Source organism: Citrobacter sp. Cpo074, assembly GCF_030332745.1.
Lineage (GTDB): Bacteria > Pseudomonadota > Gammaproteobacteria > Enterobacterales > Enterobacteriaceae > Citrobacter > Citrobacter portucalensis.
In genome coordinates this window covers 235,433-251,629 of record NZ_JAOWHG010000025.1, presented here as the reverse complement: position 1 = coordinate 251,629, position 16,197 = coordinate 235,433, and the positions used below count along the sequence as shown (strand labels likewise).

Genomic DNA, 16,197 nt, shown 5'->3' with positions numbered 1-16,197 from the left:
TGCGGCGTGCCGCCTTATCCGGCCTGCAGGGGCCGGGCTGAACGTATTTTGTAGGCCTGATAAGCGCAGCGCATCAGGCACATCACAACACCGCACCATCGGGTGCAAAGCTATATCCTGAGCCTCCATAACACAAGCCATCCTGCGGTATATGCAGTAAACCCCCAATCTGAATTTTCTGTATTACCTCCCGAAAATATCAGGATCGCCTGCGACAGTTACGTGTACCTTTATCTATAAGTAAGGGTCTATCCGGAGAATAAAGTGTTCGGAAAAATGGTATTAAACTACATGCCGGGGCTAAAAAATTTATTAGCGTACGATAAAAGCTGGCTAAAACATGATGTTAAAGCCGGGTTATCCGTTGCTGCCGTAGCACTACCGGTTGCGATTGCTTACGCTGAGTTGGCGGGAGTCGGGGCTATCGTCGGGTTATATTCCTGCGTTTTGCCAATGCTAGCTTATGCGCTGTTTGGTTCTTCCCGCCAATTGATTGTTGGCCCTGATGCCACGACCTGCGCGGTAATTGCAGCCGTTGTAGTTCCTCTTTCTGCCGGAAACCCAGAACTTCACTGGCAGTTGACAATTGTCATGACTGTGATGATGGGGGGATGGTGCCTGCTTGCCAGTAAATTTCGCCTGGGTGCGCTTGCTGACTTGCTTTCGCATCCCATTCTAACGGGTCTGCTTAACGGGGTTGCCGTGACGATTATTGTCGGGCAACTCGGTAAGGTGTTGGGGATTACGCTTGATGAAGAGCAAGTGATTGAGAAGATCATTGCCCTGCCTGGCCGACTCTCAGAAATTCATTTATTAACCTTAGGGATCTCCATCCTAACGTTAGTGATTTTAATAGCTATCAAAACGTTTCGTAGCCAATGGCCAGCACCGTTAATTGCTATTGTGATAACAACGGCGCTGGTATGGATTACATCTGCGCAGCAGTATGGGATTGCCACTATTGGGGGATCGGGTTTTCAGTCTGGTTTGCCCGTCGTTCACTGGGGCTCGTTTCAGCCTGGTCTGGCGCGTGATTTATTGATCCCTGCGCTGAACCTGGCGTTAGTCAGTTTTGTTAGCCTGATGCTAACCGCTCGCAGTTTTGCCGCGAAAAACGGATACGAAATAAATGCTGATGCTGAGTTCAGGGCTTTGGGTATCGCGAATCTAATGTCTGGTTTATCTCAGGGGTTTGCGATTAGCGGAGCCGATTCCCGGACTGCGGTAAATGATTCCTCTGGAGGGAAAAGCCAGCTTGTTTCCGTTGTTGCTGCCTTAATCATCGGAATCGTCGTGGTATTTTTCACGCAGCCATTACAATTTATTCCGGTATCTGCATTAGGCATTGTTCTAATTTATGCATCGTGGTCATTAATTGATTTACGCGGACTCTGGAACCTGAGGCGAAGAAATAAACCCGCATTTCGCTTGGCGTTCTTCACCTTTGGCTGTGTTCTGATTATTGGTGTTATTCAGGGGATTGGCCTTGCGGTATTGTTGGGTCTGTTGCAGTTCCTGCGCACAGTTTTCCGTCCTACTGAACACTTATTGGGAATTGACGAAAATGGGATGATTCACTCATTAGGTAATACAACCGATGTGAAAATGATCCCTGGCGTGTTGATGTACCGGTTTAACTCACCGCTGACCTATTTTAATGTGGCCTATTTTAAGCGCCGCGTTTTGAATTTAGTCGATGGTGCAGTACTACAACCTAAATGGGTGGTCATTGACGCCGTTTCTTGCTTTACCTATTCAGATATCAGCGTCCTGGCAACCATTAATGAGTTAAAACGGGACCTGAAGGGGCGGAAGATTAAGTTAATTCTTGCGGGCCGGAAAACGGAGTTAACACGCTGGTTTAAGGAGAGTCGACCGACAATGAAAGACGACGACATGATTCTGGCACCAGACCTTTATTTGGCGCTCCGGTTCATTCAAAGCAAAGAAAGCATGAGTGAGGATGAATCTGGCGTTGTTGAATAAAGCAGATTTAGGTAAATGATCAGGCTGGATGGAAGGTGCCTGTGGCGATGAACATGCCCTGGCACCCATTTTGCTAAAGGGCGATCAGCATCCGCGCGGGGACGGTGAGATCCCCGGCAGAGTATTGATACCGACATGCTACCTGAAATAGAGACAGCGTGACTGTTGTTAACCTTACGCTATGAATGCGACAAATCGCTTAAATGCTTTCCTTCCCATTGCTGGCTTCGAGCTCCCGAATCAGGCGCTTGTTGATCTTACCGACGCTGGTTTTGGGAATATCCGGGACTATCCTTATCTGTCGTGGGATCGCCCATTTAGTGATGTGGCCGCGGTCGACGAATCCTTGCAGATGTGCCGCTATGGCCTGCGGCTCCAGGTCTTCTCCTTCCTTGCAAACTACCAGAGCCAGGGGGCGTTCGCCCCACTGTTCATCAGGTATCCCGACGACGGCTACCGACCTGACCGCCGCGTGTGAGCTGATGAGGCTCTCCAGCTCCAGCGTGCTTATCCACTCACCGCCCGTCTTGATTACGTCTTTGATGCGATCCTTTATTTCCACTATCCCATGGGGATCGATGGAGGCAATGTCGCCGGTATGCAGCCAACTGCCATTCCATAGCTCAGCTCCTTTCTCGGGTTCCTTCAGGTAGCCCTGAGTCAGCCAAGGGGCTCGCACCACTATTTCACCCAGGGCTTCGCCGTCGTGCACTACCTCCCGACCTTCGCCATCGACGATACGCAGATCCACCAACGGAACAGGCAGGCCGGTCCGAATCCGCAGGGGTAACTGCTCATCCATGGGAAGGGCCAGCTCGGCATCGCTTAAGTGGGTCATACAGAGCAGGGGACAGGTTTCAGACATACCATAGCCAGCGTGAATGCGTATGCCCTTATGGTGGGCCTGTGTCGCCAGTCCAAGGGACAGTGAACTGCCACCCAGCAACATCTTCCATCCCGACAGATCGGTCCGTGTGGCTTCGTCGCACTCGAGGATCATTTGCAAGATGGTTGGCACACAGTGCGAGAAGGTTACACCCTCATCGTGATAGAACCGCACCAGCTTGTTGGGTTCGTAACGACCGGGGTAGACCTGCTTCACACCCAGCATTGTTGCGACATAGGGAGCGCCCCAGGCGTGCACGTGAAACATAGGAGTGATCGGCATGTAGACATCGTTCGATCGTAGCAGCGACTGTCCCTCGTGGGCTGCCAGGAGGCCCAGCTCATTGAGCGTGTGCAGGACCAGCTGACGATGGCTGAAGTAGACCCCCTTGGGATTGCCCGTGGTTCCAGTGGTGTAGAACAAGGTCGCTACCGAGTTTTCATCGAAGTCGGGGAAGTCAAAGCGATTTCCCGCTGCGGCCAGAAGGGTCTCATATTCCCCCAGCACCGGCAGGCTGGTTGCCTTCGATTCTTCGTCGCTAAGCTGGATGTATCCCCGGACAGTGGTCAGTGTCTCTGCCAGTGACTCGACAACCGGCAAGAAGTCGTCGTGCACCAGTACCAGGTTGTCCTCGGCATGATTCATGGTGTAAGCGATTTGGTCCGCCGAGAAGCGGACGTTCACCGTGTGTAGCACAGCACCAATCATAGGCACCGCGAAGAAGCACTCGAGGGCGCGATGGCTGTCCCAATCTAGCAGGGCGACGGTGTCTCCAGGCATGACACCGGCCGCTGTCAGCATGTTTGCCAGGCGATGGATGCGCTGTTTGAGGGTGCGATAGTCGTAACGCAGCTTGTCGGCGTAGACGATTTCTCGCTCGGGATGAGAACGCCCACCCGACAGCAGCAAGCTCTTGATCAGCAGCGGATAGGCATGGGCTCCCTGCGCTGACTGTATGACTCTTGTTTTCACCATCCAGGTTCCTCGTTGACTCATTATTTGCTCGGTATGATGGCAATTGTAGATGAAGGTTGGTATTTACTCCCTGGCGTTTGCTTCAGATGTCGAGGCGGCGCACCAACTCCAGCCCCTGGGGATGAATGTGCGTATCCTACAACGCCATCTGGAAGAGGGGGGTGACCTTCAGCGAGCTTATCAATGAAGTGCGGCGCGACCTGGCGCTCCCGCAACAGTATTGTGCCCAAGGTTGTTCAGATAAATTACTCAAATCTGGCCTATGGATAAGCACGCCAGACAAAGAGGTGTGCCTGATACCGCTATATTTTTTGCAGTACCATCGTGGTTCCAGTGAAAGGTTTAAGTGTCGTGATGAGGTGGGGTAGGAGTTGCTGTGGTCAGAACGATAAGAAATCTCGCGGAGCCCTGAAAGCAAAAAACCCGCCATAGGCGGGTTCTTCTAAATAGTGGTGCCCGGACTCGGAATCGAACCAAGGACACGGGGATTTTCAATCCCCTGCTCTACCGACTGAGCTATCCGGGCAACGGGGCGCATTAAACCGTATTCACGTCTGTCAGTCAATCAAATTTCTGGAAACATTGTTCAACCGCTTAATATTGCGGCAATCTGCATGGTTATGCCTGAAGTTTGCACAAATCTATCCGGCAGAGGCGACGAAAACAGATAATGCTTGCTTAGGTCAGCGCACCGCCCATTCGGCACTGGGCAAAGCGCAGGATATCTTCAGCCAGGCGGTGTGCCGTTTCGACATCTGCATGGCTACGATTAACCAGCATGCGGCTCAGGCAGCCTTCCAGCACCAGTTCCATCTGTTTAGCGACCATTGCCGGGTCGTCAACTTCCAGCGTCGTCAGCAGCTCATGGGTGAAGTCATGTGCCGCCATTTTTTGCTGATCGGCTAACTGATGGATCGGATGCCCGGGATCGGGGTAAAACGTACAGGCGGCGATGAACAGACAGCCGGGATAGCGATTATTGCTCACGCATTCGGACAGCGCAGTGTAGCGCGCCAGTAATTTCTGCTCAGCGCTCAGCGTGTCATCCAGCAAAAGCTGACGCCGCCAGATATCCACCCGCTGGCTGAGGTAACGCAGCGCATCGTACAGAATGGCCTCTTTATCGGGCCAAAAGCGCTGCAGTTCATCCAGAGGATAATCGATGCGTTCGGCCACCATTTCCAGCGTGGTATTGGCTATCCCTTGCACCTCAAGTAATTTCAGGGCTTCTCCCAGGACATCTTCACGTTGCACGGTATTCTCCTCCGTATTTCCTGTTGCAAGTGTCGCTCACGGTTGGCGATCGCGCAAATGTGCGCTGAAGGTCGCGGCATCCATAAAGCCCGTAACCCGAGCTTCCGGGTGCTCTTTCCCCTCGGCATCAAAGAACAAGATAGTCGGCAAACCTAAAACCTGTAGATGTTTCAGGAGTGCGACATCCTGTGCATTGTTTGCTGTCACATCCGCCTGCAATAGCACTGTGTTGCCTAGCGCTTGCTGAACCTGCGGATTACTGAACGTGTATTTTTCAAATTCCTTACAGGCTACACACCAGTCGGCATACAGATCCAGCATGACTGGCCTGCCTTTAGCTTGCGCCAGTGCTTGATTTAACGCATCTATCGATGCCACCGGCGTGAAGTTAAGATGTGCCTGGGTTTGAGCATATGGCGCGCCGAACGCCCAGTCTTGCAATGGACGCACGCTTACCAGTGCTGCGGCTAACAGGACAATCTGCACGATACGCATCCAGGCGTGCTTTGCCTGTAGGCTGGTGATGAACGCCCAGCCAAAGAACGCGACGCCTAGCAGTGACCATAAGCGAACGCTCCACTCGTCGCCAACGATACGTTCGAGCAAGAAGACGGGAAGCGCCAGAATGACAAAGCCAAAAGCGGTTTTGACATGTTCCATCCATGGGCCACTTTTAGGCAGCAAGCGGTTGCCAAATACGGTAATCAGCATCAGGGGTAATCCCATCCCCAACGCATACAGATACAGTGTGCCACCTCCCAGCCACATGTTCCCGCTCTGAGCGATATACAGCAAAATCGCGCTTAGCGGGGCCGTTGTGCAAGGAGAACAGATGAGGCCAGCAATCGCCCCCATCGCAAAGACGCTGCCGGGAGATCCGCCTTGCTGGCGGTTACTCATTAGCGTGAGACGCGTTTGCAGTGATGAAGGCAATTGCAGCGTGAACAAGCCAAACATCGACAGAGCCAGCAGCGTAAAGATGACGGCAAGGCCAATCAGGACGTAGGGATGCTGAAGCGCAGCCTGGAACTGCAAACCGGCGGCTGCAACAACCAAACCCAGCGCGGTATAGGTGAGCGCCATTCCTTGAACGTAGATAAACGTCAGCAGCAGTGCCCGTCCGGTTGATAAGCGTTGCTTACCACCCAGTACGATACCGGAAATCAGCGGATACATCGGCAGTACGCAAGGCGTAAACGCGATACCAATTCCGATCAGCAATGCCCACAGCGCGGAGAAGGGGAGTTGGGCCGTGGGCTGCGGTTTCTCTTGCGGATCTGCAGTGGCTGGGGCTGGCGCAGAGGCGGCCGCGGAACCAGCAGACACTTCACTTAATGGCACCGTTTTTGTTTCTGGCGGATAGCAAAATCCGGCGTCGGCGCAGCCCTGATATGTGATCGTTAATGTTGCGCCAGACTTAGCCTGATTGATCGTGATCGGGACAGTCAGCTGTTTACGGTAAATCTCACTTTTGCCGTAAAACTCATCTTCATGCCAGACACCTGGCGGCAGTTTTACCTCAGCAATATCGGCCTGAGATGGCGTAATGCTTATCTGTTTGCGATACAGATAGTAGCCATCTTTAACCTGCCATGTGAGGTTCAGATCGTGTTGGTTTTGCTGAAAATCAAAAACAAACGCCCGATCGGCAGGAACAAACTGCGAGCGGCCAGGCGCGTCAAATAATCCGGCAAAGGTAGATGTGCTGCACAGCAGCAGGATCAGCGTAAGGATGCGTTGAGCCATGAGCGGTAATCAAAGTCTCCGTGAGTGACGGGTAAAACCAGAAGTTCAGGCGTTTGATACGGATGATGTGACTTCAGGCAATCGAGAAGGGCTTGCTGGTGTGTGACGGTGGTTTTTAAAATCATCTGGACTTCATATTCCTGTTCCAGTTTGCCTTCCCAATAGTAGAGGGAGGTCGCACCGGGTAGCAGGGTCACGCAAGCAGCCAGCTTTTCCGCCAGCACTTTGGCGGCGAGATCCTGGGCGGTTGCTTCATCCGGGGCGGTACAGAGCACCACAACGGTATCGGGGATGGAAATATCCTGACTCTTTACATCAAGCATAAACACCTCGAAAGAACAGAGTAACCAGCAAAAGAATGGTCACTATACAACGGACGAGGGAAGGATGTTAGCTAAAGCGGGGTGGGGAGGAGGAACTGCAGGGCGCCCAGGCACCCTGCAGGAAAAACTTACAGCATGAAGCTGCCCAGCAAGAAGCCGAAGCAGACAGCCAGAACCACACCCAGAGTACCCGGGATGAAGAACGGATGGTTAAAGACGAATTTACCGATGCGAGTTGTACCGGTGTCATCCATCTGAACTGCCGCAACCAGAGTTGGGTAGGTTGGCAGAATGAACAGGCCAGAAACCGCGGCGAAAGACGCAACAGCAGTCAGTGGGGAAACGTTCAGAGCCAGAGCCATCGGCATCAGTGCTTTAGCGGTTGCAGCCTGAGAGTACAGCAGTGCAGAAGCAAAGAAGAAGATGACAGCCAGCAGCCACGGATGACCCTGAATTACGCTACCTGCAGTATCTTTGATCCAGTCAATGTTGTGAGATACGAAGGTATCACCCAGCCATGCAACACCCAGGATACAAATACAGGCGCTCATACCGGCTTTGAAAGTGCTGGAGTTCAGGATGGAGTCAGTTTCAACGCGGCAGATGATCGTGGTCAGCGTCGCGATGCTCAGCATGATGATCAGGATTGCGTTGGTGGTGTTCATCAGCGGCTTAGCGACCAGACCGAGGCTTGGGCTGTTGACGATCGCATATACGACGACACAAACCACGCCCAGCAGGAACAACCAAACAGAAGTTTTTGCGCCCGCTTTGATTTCAACTTGTCTTTCACCACGCAGTTCAACCAGGCCTTCTTCCAGACGCTTACGATAAATCGGGTCGTCAGACAGTTTGGAGTTGAACAGCGCAGTTACCAGGAAGGACATGACCAGAACAGCCAGCAGGGTGGACGGAATGACCACGGACAGCAGGTGAATGTAGCTGATGCCATGACCTTCCATTACGGAAGACATGTAAACCACGGCTGCGGAGATTGGAGAAGCCGTAATCGCAATCTGTGCAGAAACCACTGCAGTAGAGAGCGGACGGCAAGGTTTGATCCCTTGTTCTTTCGCAACTTCAGCGATAACTGGCAGCGTTGCCAGAGAGATGTTGCCGGTACCTGCGAAGATAGTCAGGAAATAGGTCACGATAGGTGCAAGGATCGTGATGTATTTCGGGTTTTTACGCAGCAGTTTTTCAGTTTGATGAACCAGATAGTCCAGACCACCTGCAATCTGCATAGCTGAAATGGCAGCGATAACCGCCATGATGATGGAAATAACATCGAACGGGATATTACCGGGTTTTACGCCGATAGCGGCGAGAACCAGAACACCCAGCCCACCTGCAAATCCAATACCGATACCCCCAAGTCTGGCACCTAAAAAGATTGCCAGCAAAACGATGATAAGTTCTAAAACTATCATATTAGCCTTCCTTGTTGTTTAACAAGTTGATATTAAATTGTTGTTTTTAAGTAACTTCGAGTAAGAAAAAAGGCACGTCATCATGACGTGCCTTCTCCGGTACTACCCTACACGATTACTGTTCGCTTTCATCAGTATAACGTTTTGCTTTATAAGCAGGGTGCATCAGGTTCTGTGCAGAGAAGATATCGTCCAGTTCAGACTCGGTCAACAGACCGCGCTCCAGGACAACTTCACGTACGCTCTTACCGGTTTCGGCACAAATTTTACCGACGATGTCGCCGTTGTGGTGACCAATGAACGGGTTGAGGTAAGTAACGATGCCGATGGAGTTGAATACAAACGCTTCACAGACTTCTTTGTTAGCAGTGATACCACTAACGCATTTTTCCAGCAGGTTGTAGCAAGCATTGCTCAGAATGTGAATGGATTCAAACATTGCCTGACCAATGACCGGCTCCATTACGTTCAGCTGCAGCTGACCAGCTTCAGATGCCATGGTTACAGTGATGTCGTTACCGATGACTTTGAAGCACACCTGGTTTACGACTTCCGGAACAACCGGGTTCACTTTAGCTGGCATGATAGAAGAACCAGCCTGCAGTTCCGGCAGGTTGATCTCGTTCAGACCCGCACGCGGACCAGAGGAGAGCAAACGCAGGTCGTTACAGATTTTGGACATCTTCACAGCCAGACGTTTCAGTGCGCCGTGCACCATAACGTATGCGCCACAGTCAGAAGTTGCTTCAATCAGGTCTTCTGCCGGAACACAGGCGAAGCCGGTGACTTCAGCCAGTTTCTGTACTGCCAGCGGAGAGTACTCTTTCGGCGTGTTCAGACCAGTACCGATTGCTGTCGCGCCGAGGTTAACTTCCAGCAGCAGCTCAGCGGTACGGCTAATGTTTTTCACTTCTTCTTTCAACAGTACGCTAAAAGCATGGAATTCCTGACCGAGGGTCATCGGTACAGCATCCTGCAGCTGGGTACGACCCATTTTCAGGATGTCCTGGAATTCAACAGCTTTTTTCTCGAAGCCTTCGCGCAGCTGGTTCAGTGCATCAACCAGTTTGATGATGGATGCGTATACAGCGATACGGAAGCCAGTTGGGTATGCGTCGTTGGTAGACTGACATTTGTTAACGTGGTCGTTCGGGTTCAGGTACTGATATTCACCTTTCTGGTGACCCATCAGTTCCAGACCGATATTGGCCAGAACTTCGTTGGTGTTCATGTTGACGGAGGTACCCGCACCACCCTGGTAAACGTCTACCGGGAACTGATCCATGCATTTTCCGTTATTCAGGACTTCATCACACGCCGCGATGATGGCATTTGCCACACTCTTAGGAATGGTTTGCAGCTCTTTGTTGGCCATAGCCGCTGCCTTTTTAACCATTACCATACCGCGAACAAATTCAGGAATATCGCTGATTTTGTTGTTGCTAATGTAGAAGTTTTCAATCGCTCTCAGAGTGTGGACACCGTAGTAGGCGTCCGCTGGAACTTCCCTGGTACCCAACAAGTCTTCTTCGATACGAATGTTGTTTAACATGTGAACCTTCTTTTTCAAGCTGCCAATGATTTGACTAAACACACAGGATATATGTGATTTCGATTGTTTCTCGACCGACGATTATCCCCTGCATCGGTCTGATACCCGAGATCATATGCTGGTTCAGGATTTCTACCGTAATCTGGATCACTTAAAGCGTGGAATTTACCCCTTATTTATTATTCTGTGAAATGGATCACCCCTTTGTGATTAACCCCAAATATTAGTGTACAAGCCACTTGAAATTTTGCTAACCACCACAATATCAAATCGATGCGATTAACATAATTTTTCGAACAGAAGTTGAACAAAACGGCTGTTATTAACAGGAGATCCCTTTGCGCTGGATACCATTACTTGCCATTTTTCTCTATGTTTACATAGAGATATCTATTTTTATTCAGGTTGCCCATGTGATGGGCGTCCTGATGACGCTGATTTTGGTTATTTTTACATCGGTTATCGGTATGTCTCTGGTTCGTAATCAGGGATTTAAGAACTTTTTACTGATGCAACAGAAAATGGCGGCAGGTGAAAGTCCGGCTGCAGAAATGATCAAAAGCGTATCGCTGATTATTGCCGGTCTGCTGTTGGTGCTGCCCGGATTTTTCACCGATTTCCTCGGTCTTCTTCTTTTATTACCCCCGGTGCAAAAACATCTGACGATGAAACTGCTGCCACATTTGCGTTTTTCGCGTATGCCTGGCGGTGGTTTTAGCGCCGGAACGGGTGGCGGTGAGACTTTTGATGGTGAATTTCAGCGCAAGGATGACAAGCGCGACAGCATCGAACATAAAGACGATCGTCGGGATTAAGCATCAGTATGTAGGCCGGATAAGCGTTAGCGTCATCCGGCAAAAGTGTTTATAGGCCGGATGATGGCGTCAACGTTGCCTTATCCGGCCTGCGGGGTAAAAACAGCCAAAGTCCTGCCAGCATAATCAACGCGTACAGACTCTTCCAGCCGACCATCGCCAGTAGCAGTAGGCACAGCAGACCGCCAATGACTGCCAGTACGCGATAATGCCCTTTCAGTAATCGACAACCTGCCAGCATGCACAGCAGATAAATCATAATAAAGATGCCGTTGGCGTAGACGATTAACGCATCGAGATTGATTTGCAGCATATAGATGCACAGAGTACTGATTACGCAACAGCCCAATACGGCGTTTAGCGCATTGCGCGGAAGGTGTCGGGGGGACAGACGAGCCAGATAACTCTCCGGCTTATACTGCGCTTGCGACCAGACCAGCCGGGCGAAGCTTTGTATATAAATGTTGAGGCTGGCAAAACAGGCCAGATAACCAATGATGCAGGCGACCCACAGAGCTTGTACGCCAAACAGTTGCACGACGATCTCTGGCAGCGACGCTGCGGCCGCCATTTGCTCGCCGTAGGCACCAAAATGGAGAACGACAACGGTGCATGCCCAATAAACAGACCCTGCCAGCAGCAGGCCGATCATCAGTGCGCGTGGGAAGTCTCGCTCCGGATTTTTGAATTCAGACGCCAGGTGAGCAAACGCTTCAAGGCCGACAAAGCACCAGAACATGACCGACAACGCGGCGAACAGGCCGGGAAGCTCAATATCGGTAATCGCAGGGAAGGGGATTTCGCCAGGTGTCAGATCGCCCGCCCACCAGATAGCAACAATCAGGGCAACAATCAGTCCTGCAATGACCGTTTGTAGATTCGCGCTGGAGCTTGCGCCGCGAGAGCCGATGTACCAAACCAATGCCAGCGTACCGAGCTCAGCCAGCAAAAGCTGCTCGTCATGCCAGCCAAACATCGCCTGACCGAATCCGGCGGCGATATGCAATGCCGCAGGCAAACCGACAGGAATGACCGACAAAAATAGCCATCCGGTGACGCGCTCCAGGCGTGAACCAAAGGCCATGCCGACAAAATGCGCCACACCGCCTGCGCTGGGAAAATGACGACCCAGTACGGCGAAGACAATCGCTACGGGAAAGACCAAAACAATCAGCACCGGCCATGCCCACAGGCTGTTGTTGCCCGCAACCAGTGCGGCCAGCGCGGGGACGGCAAAAACACCTGTACCTAACAATGATGTCGACAACAGGCCAACGCCCTGAGCCAGTCCCAGCTCTTGTTTCAGTCCGCTCATAAATTGTTATCCGGTTATGCCCATTGATCGGGCTACAGCGCAGATTTTTGATGGTATCACAATCAGATTTGCTTATGACGACGTGACTGAAATCGTTATGAAATGTGAGGTGCGTCGGCGTTTTGACGGGATTTTCTGCTGATAAAAAATTTTTTTCGCTTGCCCCCTTGAAGGCACAAAACCCCATCCCCATCTCTCTGGTCACTAGCCGGGAAACCGTTTACGGGCCGGCGTCACCCATAACTGATAAAGACTTTCTCAAAGGAGAGCTATCAATGAGTATTCGTCCGTTACATGATCGTGTGATCGTCAAACGTAAAGAAGTTGAATCCAAATCTGCTGGCGGCATCGTACTGACCGGTTCTGCAGCAGGTAAATCAACTCGTGGCGAAATCATCGCTGTCGGTAAGGGTCGCATCCTGGACAACGGTACCGTACAGCCGCTGGACGTGAAAGTCGGCGATATCGTTATTTTCAACGATGGCTACGGTGTTAAATCTGAGAAGATCGACAATGAAGAAGTGTTGATCATGTCTGAAAGCGACATCCTGGCGATTGTTGAAGCCTAATCCGCGAACGACACTGAACATACGAATTTAAGGGAAAGAGAAAATGGCAGCTAAAGACGTAAAATTCGGTAACGACGCTCGTGTGAAAATGCTGCGCGGCGTAAACGTACTGGCAGATGCAGTGAAAGTTACCCTCGGTCCTAAAGGGCGTAACGTAGTTCTGGATAAATCTTTCGGTGCACCGACCATCACTAAAGATGGTGTTTCCGTAGCACGTGAAATCGAACTGGAAGACAAGTTCGAAAACATGGGTGCGCAGATGGTGAAAGAAGTTGCCTCTAAAGCGAACGACGCTGCAGGTGACGGTACCACCACCGCAACCGTACTGGCTCAGTCCATCATCACTGAAGGTCTGAAAGCCGTTGCTGCGGGCATGAACCCGATGGATCTGAAACGTGGTATCGACAAAGCTGTCGCTGCTGCTGTTGAAGAACTGAAAGCACTGTCCGTACCGTGCTCCGACTCTAAAGCTATTGCTCAGGTTGGTACCATCTCCGCTAACTCCGACGAAACCGTAGGTAAACTGATCGCTGAAGCGATGGACAAAGTCGGTAAAGAAGGCGTGATCACCGTTGAAGACGGTACCGGTCTGCAGGACGAACTGGACGTGGTTGAAGGTATGCAGTTCGACCGTGGCTACCTGTCTCCTTACTTCATCAACAAGCCGGAAACTGGCGCAGTAGAACTGGAAAGCCCGTTCATCCTGCTGGCTGACAAGAAAATCTCCAACATCCGCGAAATGCTGCCGGTTCTGGAAGCTGTAGCGAAAGCAGGCAAACCGCTGCTGATCATCGCTGAAGATGTTGAAGGCGAAGCGCTGGCAACTCTGGTTGTTAACACCATGCGCGGTATCGTGAAAGTCGCTGCGGTTAAAGCACCTGGCTTCGGCGATCGTCGTAAAGCAATGCTGCAGGATATCGCTACCCTGACCGGTGGTACCGTTATCTCTGAAGAGATCGGTATGGAGTTGGAAAAAGCAACTCTGGAAGATCTGGGTCAGGCGAAACGCGTTGTTATCAACAAAGATACCACCACCATCATCGATGGCGTGGGCGACGAAGCTGCAATCCAGGGTCGCGTGACTCAGATTCGTCAGCAGATCGAAGAAGCAACTTCTGACTATGACCGTGAAAAACTGCAGGAGCGCGTAGCGAAACTGGCAGGCGGCGTTGCGGTTATCAAAGTTGGTGCTGCGACTGAAGTTGAAATGAAAGAGAAGAAAGCCCGCGTTGAAGATGCCCTGCACGCTACCCGTGCTGCTGTAGAAGAAGGCGTGGTTGCTGGTGGTGGTGTTGCGCTGATTCGCGTAGCGTCTAAAATTGCCGGCCTGAAAGGTCAGAACGAAGACCAGAACGTAGGTATCAAAGTTGCGCTGCGCGCAATGGAAGCTCCGCTGCGTCAAATCGTTCTGAACTGCGGCGAAGAGCCGTCTGTAGTGGCTAACACCGTAAAAGCGGGTGACGGTAACTACGGTTACAACGCTGCAACTGAAGAATACGGCAACATGATCGACATGGGTATCCTGGATCCAACCAAAGTAACTCGTTCTGCTCTGCAGTACGCGGCTTCTGTTGCGGGTCTGATGATCACCACCGAGTGCATGGTTACCGACCTGCCGAAAGGCGATGCGCCTGACTTAGGTGCTGCCGGTATGGGTGGCATGGGTGGAATGGGCGGCATGATGTAATTGCCTACACCCTGCATCCTTCAGGCCGCAGATGCGTTGGCTGCGTTTGCTAACCCCAGTCACTTACTTGAGTAAGCTCCTGGGGATTAACAAACTGGCCGCCTTCCTGCAACCAGAATGATTTGGGTGCTCATCTCCCAGAATTGAGAAACCCTCGGGCAGAAATGTCTGGGGGTTTTTCTTTTGGTCATCTTTTTAGTATATGATTCAGCTACGGACATAACGTCCAACTAATTGATTATGGGGAATGACATGCACGTGAAATATTTAGCAGGGATCGTTGGTGCCGCGCTACTGATGGCGGGTTGTAGCTCCAGCAACGAACTGAGTTCTGCCGGGCAAAGCGTACGTTTTGTTGAAGACAAGCCTGGCGCAGAGTGCCAACTGATAGGCACCGCAACCGGTAAGCAAAGCAACTGGCTTTCAGGCCAGCACGGCGAAGAGGGCGGCTCAATGCGTGGCGCAGCAAACGATCTGCGTAACCAGGCTGCGGCAATGGGCGGTAACGTGATTTATGGCGTCAGCAGCCCATCGCAGGGAATGCTGTCCAGCTTTGTTCCTACCGCCAGCGAGATGATTGGACAGGTTTATAAGTGCCCTAATTGAGAACTGCTGCTGATGCCGGATGGCGACGCTAAAGCGTCTTATCCGGCCTACGGTACGAATGATCGTAGGCCTGATAAGCGCAACGCCATCAGGCATTCTGAGTCTTATGCGCAGACTGAACGCGTAAATGATGCAATGCGCGCAGGCACTGATCCTGATTGAGCTTTTGCGTCTTATCACCCGTCAACGTTCTGACAAACACCTGGCACGGTACACCGGCAAGTTTTTTCAGCCGCGGGCTGAAGTCGAGAAGACGGCGAGTAATGGCTTCGGCTTCTTTGCTACCGGAAAGGGCGCGAGTTTTCACTACCGAACCACAGAACTGGGCTTTTCCTTTATCATCTGTATAGCGGTAAATAATCGCCAGATAATGATTAAACAGGTTATGTTTCCATTCGGGTTGTGTATAAGAGTCGTATTCCAGATTGTCGTTTTGCTGACAATCAACATCGTACAGCGGCAGGAAATCCAGCAGCGATGTTATTCGTAGCGCGAGTTCTCTCATGCCAGCATTATTTATTGCGTGAATAATTGCATGCGCCAACACCTGAATCTGTAATTCATTAACCAGTAATTCGCATGTTTGTCCGTCATGTAACGTCAGAGAAAATGTTAAATTCTCGCCTTTGTCATCCACTAACATCAGCGAATTTATGCGACGGTTAATATCCGCATTTTTTAGTTCATCTTCCTGAATTGACGGAATATTCTCGTGCATTTTTTTGCTGGCTTTATCACATGTCTTTTCATATTGCATACGCTCGTCTGTGTTTAGCTGTGAAATGGCGTACAGCCGGCTCTCCAGCGCGATAAGCAGGTCTCTAAGTCCAAGTGGAGAGAGAAAAAAGAGAGATTCTTTGTTTCTTGGTTCTTTTATTTTTAATGCCATGGCAACAAATTCATTCTTTTGGCGAATAATGCCAGTATTAACGCCCTTAATACTTATAGCCATAAAAGGTTCTCCCTAACCATATATTTATTAATATTCTGCATTTGAAACTATTGATAAAATTTACGAATGAATAATTGAACTGCGCTAATTAAAATAGCACA

At 51.0% G+C, this 16,197-nt stretch carries 13 protein-coding genes and 1 tRNA gene; 5 read left to right on the top strand and 9 right to left on the bottom strand.

The features are described 5' to 3' along the window. Positions 1–264: 264 nt before the first annotated feature. Entirely contained in the window at positions 265–1,986 is a 1,722-nt protein-coding gene (locus OGX83_RS03695) for a SulP family inorganic anion transporter (RefSeq protein WP_128612157.1), read from the top strand. A gap of 199 nt (positions 1,987–2,185) precedes the next feature. On the opposite strand, the gene OGX83_RS03690 is transcribed toward OGX83_RS03695, so the two are convergent. The 7 genes from OGX83_RS03690 to aspA form a co-directional block, all read right to left on the bottom strand. Further along, a complete protein-coding gene (locus tag OGX83_RS03690; protein WP_103285865.1) occupies positions 2,186–3,847 on the bottom strand; it encodes a fatty acid--CoA ligase in 1,662 nt (553 codons plus the stop codon). A gap of 450 nt (positions 3,848–4,297) precedes the next feature. After that, positions 4,298–4,373, bottom strand: a tRNA-Phe gene (locus OGX83_RS03685). Between the two features lie 152 nt (positions 4,374–4,525). Continuing rightward, positions 4,526–5,101 (bottom strand): transcriptional regulator, encoded by a 576-nt coding sequence (locus OGX83_RS03680; protein WP_286587386.1) that lies wholly within the window; start codon positions 5,099–5,101, stop codon positions 4,526–4,528. Between the two features lie 36 nt (positions 5,102–5,137). Continuing rightward, on the bottom strand, positions 5,138–6,847 hold the full coding sequence (locus tag OGX83_RS03675; RefSeq protein ID WP_258736388.1) for a protein-disulfide reductase DsbD: 1,710 nt from the start codon (positions 6,845–6,847) through the stop codon (positions 5,138–5,140). Continuing rightward, positions 6,823–7,170, bottom strand: coding sequence for a divalent cation tolerance protein CutA (gene cutA / locus OGX83_RS03670; protein ID WP_003025447.1), 348 nt, complete (start codon positions 7,168–7,170; stop codon positions 6,823–6,825). Before cutA ends, OGX83_RS03675 begins: the two co-directional genes overlap by 25 nt. A 128-nt stretch (positions 7,171–7,298) precedes the next feature. Continuing rightward, positions 7,299–8,600, bottom strand: a complete 1,302-nt coding sequence (dcuA, locus tag OGX83_RS03665) for an anaerobic C4-dicarboxylate transporter DcuA (protein ID WP_003830670.1) — start codon at positions 8,598–8,600, stop codon at positions 7,299–7,301. A 115-nt stretch (positions 8,601–8,715) separates the two neighbouring features. Then, positions 8,716–10,152, bottom strand: a complete 1,437-nt coding sequence (gene aspA / locus OGX83_RS03660; protein WP_003830668.1) for an aspartate ammonia-lyase — start codon at positions 10,150–10,152, stop codon at positions 8,716–8,718. A 338-nt stretch (positions 10,153–10,490) separates the two neighbouring features. On the opposite strand from aspA, the gene OGX83_RS03655 reads away from it, so the two are divergent. Then, positions 10,491–10,967: an FxsA family protein gene (locus tag OGX83_RS03655; RefSeq protein WP_003025457.1), complete on the top strand. Its 477-nt coding sequence runs from the start codon at positions 10,491–10,493 to the stop codon at positions 10,965–10,967. A 49-nt stretch (positions 10,968–11,016) separates the two neighbouring features. Here OGX83_RS03655 and yjeH read toward each other — a convergent pair whose 3' ends face one another. Next, positions 11,017–12,282, bottom strand: a complete 1,266-nt coding sequence (gene yjeH, locus OGX83_RS03650) for an L-methionine/branched-chain amino acid transporter (RefSeq protein WP_008785985.1) — start codon at positions 12,280–12,282, stop codon at positions 11,017–11,019. A 275-nt stretch (positions 12,283–12,557) separates the two neighbouring features. On the opposite strand from yjeH, the gene OGX83_RS03645 reads away from it, so the two are divergent. The 3 genes from OGX83_RS03645 to OGX83_RS03635 all read left to right on the top strand — a co-directional run bounded on the left by OGX83_RS03645 (position 12,558) and on the right by OGX83_RS03635 (position 15,144). Continuing rightward, positions 12,558–12,851 carry a co-chaperone GroES gene (locus OGX83_RS03645; RefSeq protein WP_000027827.1) on the top strand — a complete coding sequence of 98 codons (294 nt, stop codon included), beginning with the start codon at positions 12,558–12,560 and terminating at the stop codon, positions 12,849–12,851. Between the two features lie 43 nt (positions 12,852–12,894). After that, positions 12,895–14,538: a chaperonin GroEL gene (gene groL / locus OGX83_RS03640; protein WP_048236304.1), complete on the top strand. Its 1,644-nt coding sequence runs from the start codon at positions 12,895–12,897 to the stop codon at positions 14,536–14,538. 252 nt (positions 14,539–14,790) lie between these two features. Beyond that, positions 14,791–15,144 carry a DUF4156 domain-containing protein gene (locus OGX83_RS03635; RefSeq protein WP_003025468.1) on the top strand — a complete coding sequence of 118 codons (354 nt, stop codon included), beginning with the start codon at positions 14,791–14,793 and terminating at the stop codon, positions 15,142–15,144. 88 nt (positions 15,145–15,232) lie between these two features. Here the strand turns inward: OGX83_RS03635 and yjeJ are convergent, their stop codons facing one another. After that, positions 15,233–16,096: a YjeJ family protein gene (yjeJ, locus tag OGX83_RS03630; protein WP_032942156.1), complete on the bottom strand. Its 864-nt coding sequence runs from the start codon at positions 16,094–16,096 to the stop codon at positions 15,233–15,235. Positions 16,097–16,197 lie beyond the last annotated feature (101 nt).

Bases quoted from the DNA above. Each gene is read 5' to 3' on its own strand.
- OGX83_RS03690 (WP_103285865.1), bottom strand. From the start codon at position 3,847: ATGGTGAAAACAAGAGTCATACAGTCAGCGCAGGGAGCCCATGCCTAT.
- OGX83_RS03675 (WP_258736388.1), bottom strand. From the start codon at position 6,847: ATGGCTCAACGCATCCTTACGCTGATCCTGCTGCTGTGCAGCACATCT.
- cutA (WP_003025447.1), bottom strand. From the start codon at position 7,170: ATGCTTGATGTAAAGAGTCAGGATATTTCCATCCCCGATACCGTTGTG.
- dcuA (WP_003830670.1), bottom strand. From the start codon at position 8,600: ATGATAGTTTTAGAACTTATCATCGTTTTGCTGGCAATCTTTTTAGGT.
- aspA (WP_003830668.1), bottom strand. From the start codon at position 10,152: ATGTTAAACAACATTCGTATCGAAGAAGACTTGTTGGGTACCAGGGAA.
- yjeH (WP_008785985.1), bottom strand. From the start codon at position 12,282: ATGAGCGGACTGAAACAAGAGCTGGGACTGGCTCAGGGCGTTGGCCTG.
- OGX83_RS03645 (WP_000027827.1), top strand. From the start codon at position 12,558: ATGAGTATTCGTCCGTTACATGATCGTGTGATCGTCAAACGTAAAGAA.
- groL (WP_048236304.1), top strand. From the start codon at position 12,895: ATGGCAGCTAAAGACGTAAAATTCGGTAACGACGCTCGTGTGAAAATG.
- OGX83_RS03635 (WP_003025468.1), top strand. From the start codon at position 14,791: ATGCACGTGAAATATTTAGCAGGGATCGTTGGTGCCGCGCTACTGATG.
- yjeJ (WP_032942156.1), bottom strand. From the start codon at position 16,096: ATGGCTATAAGTATTAAGGGCGTTAATACTGGCATTATTCGCCAAAAG.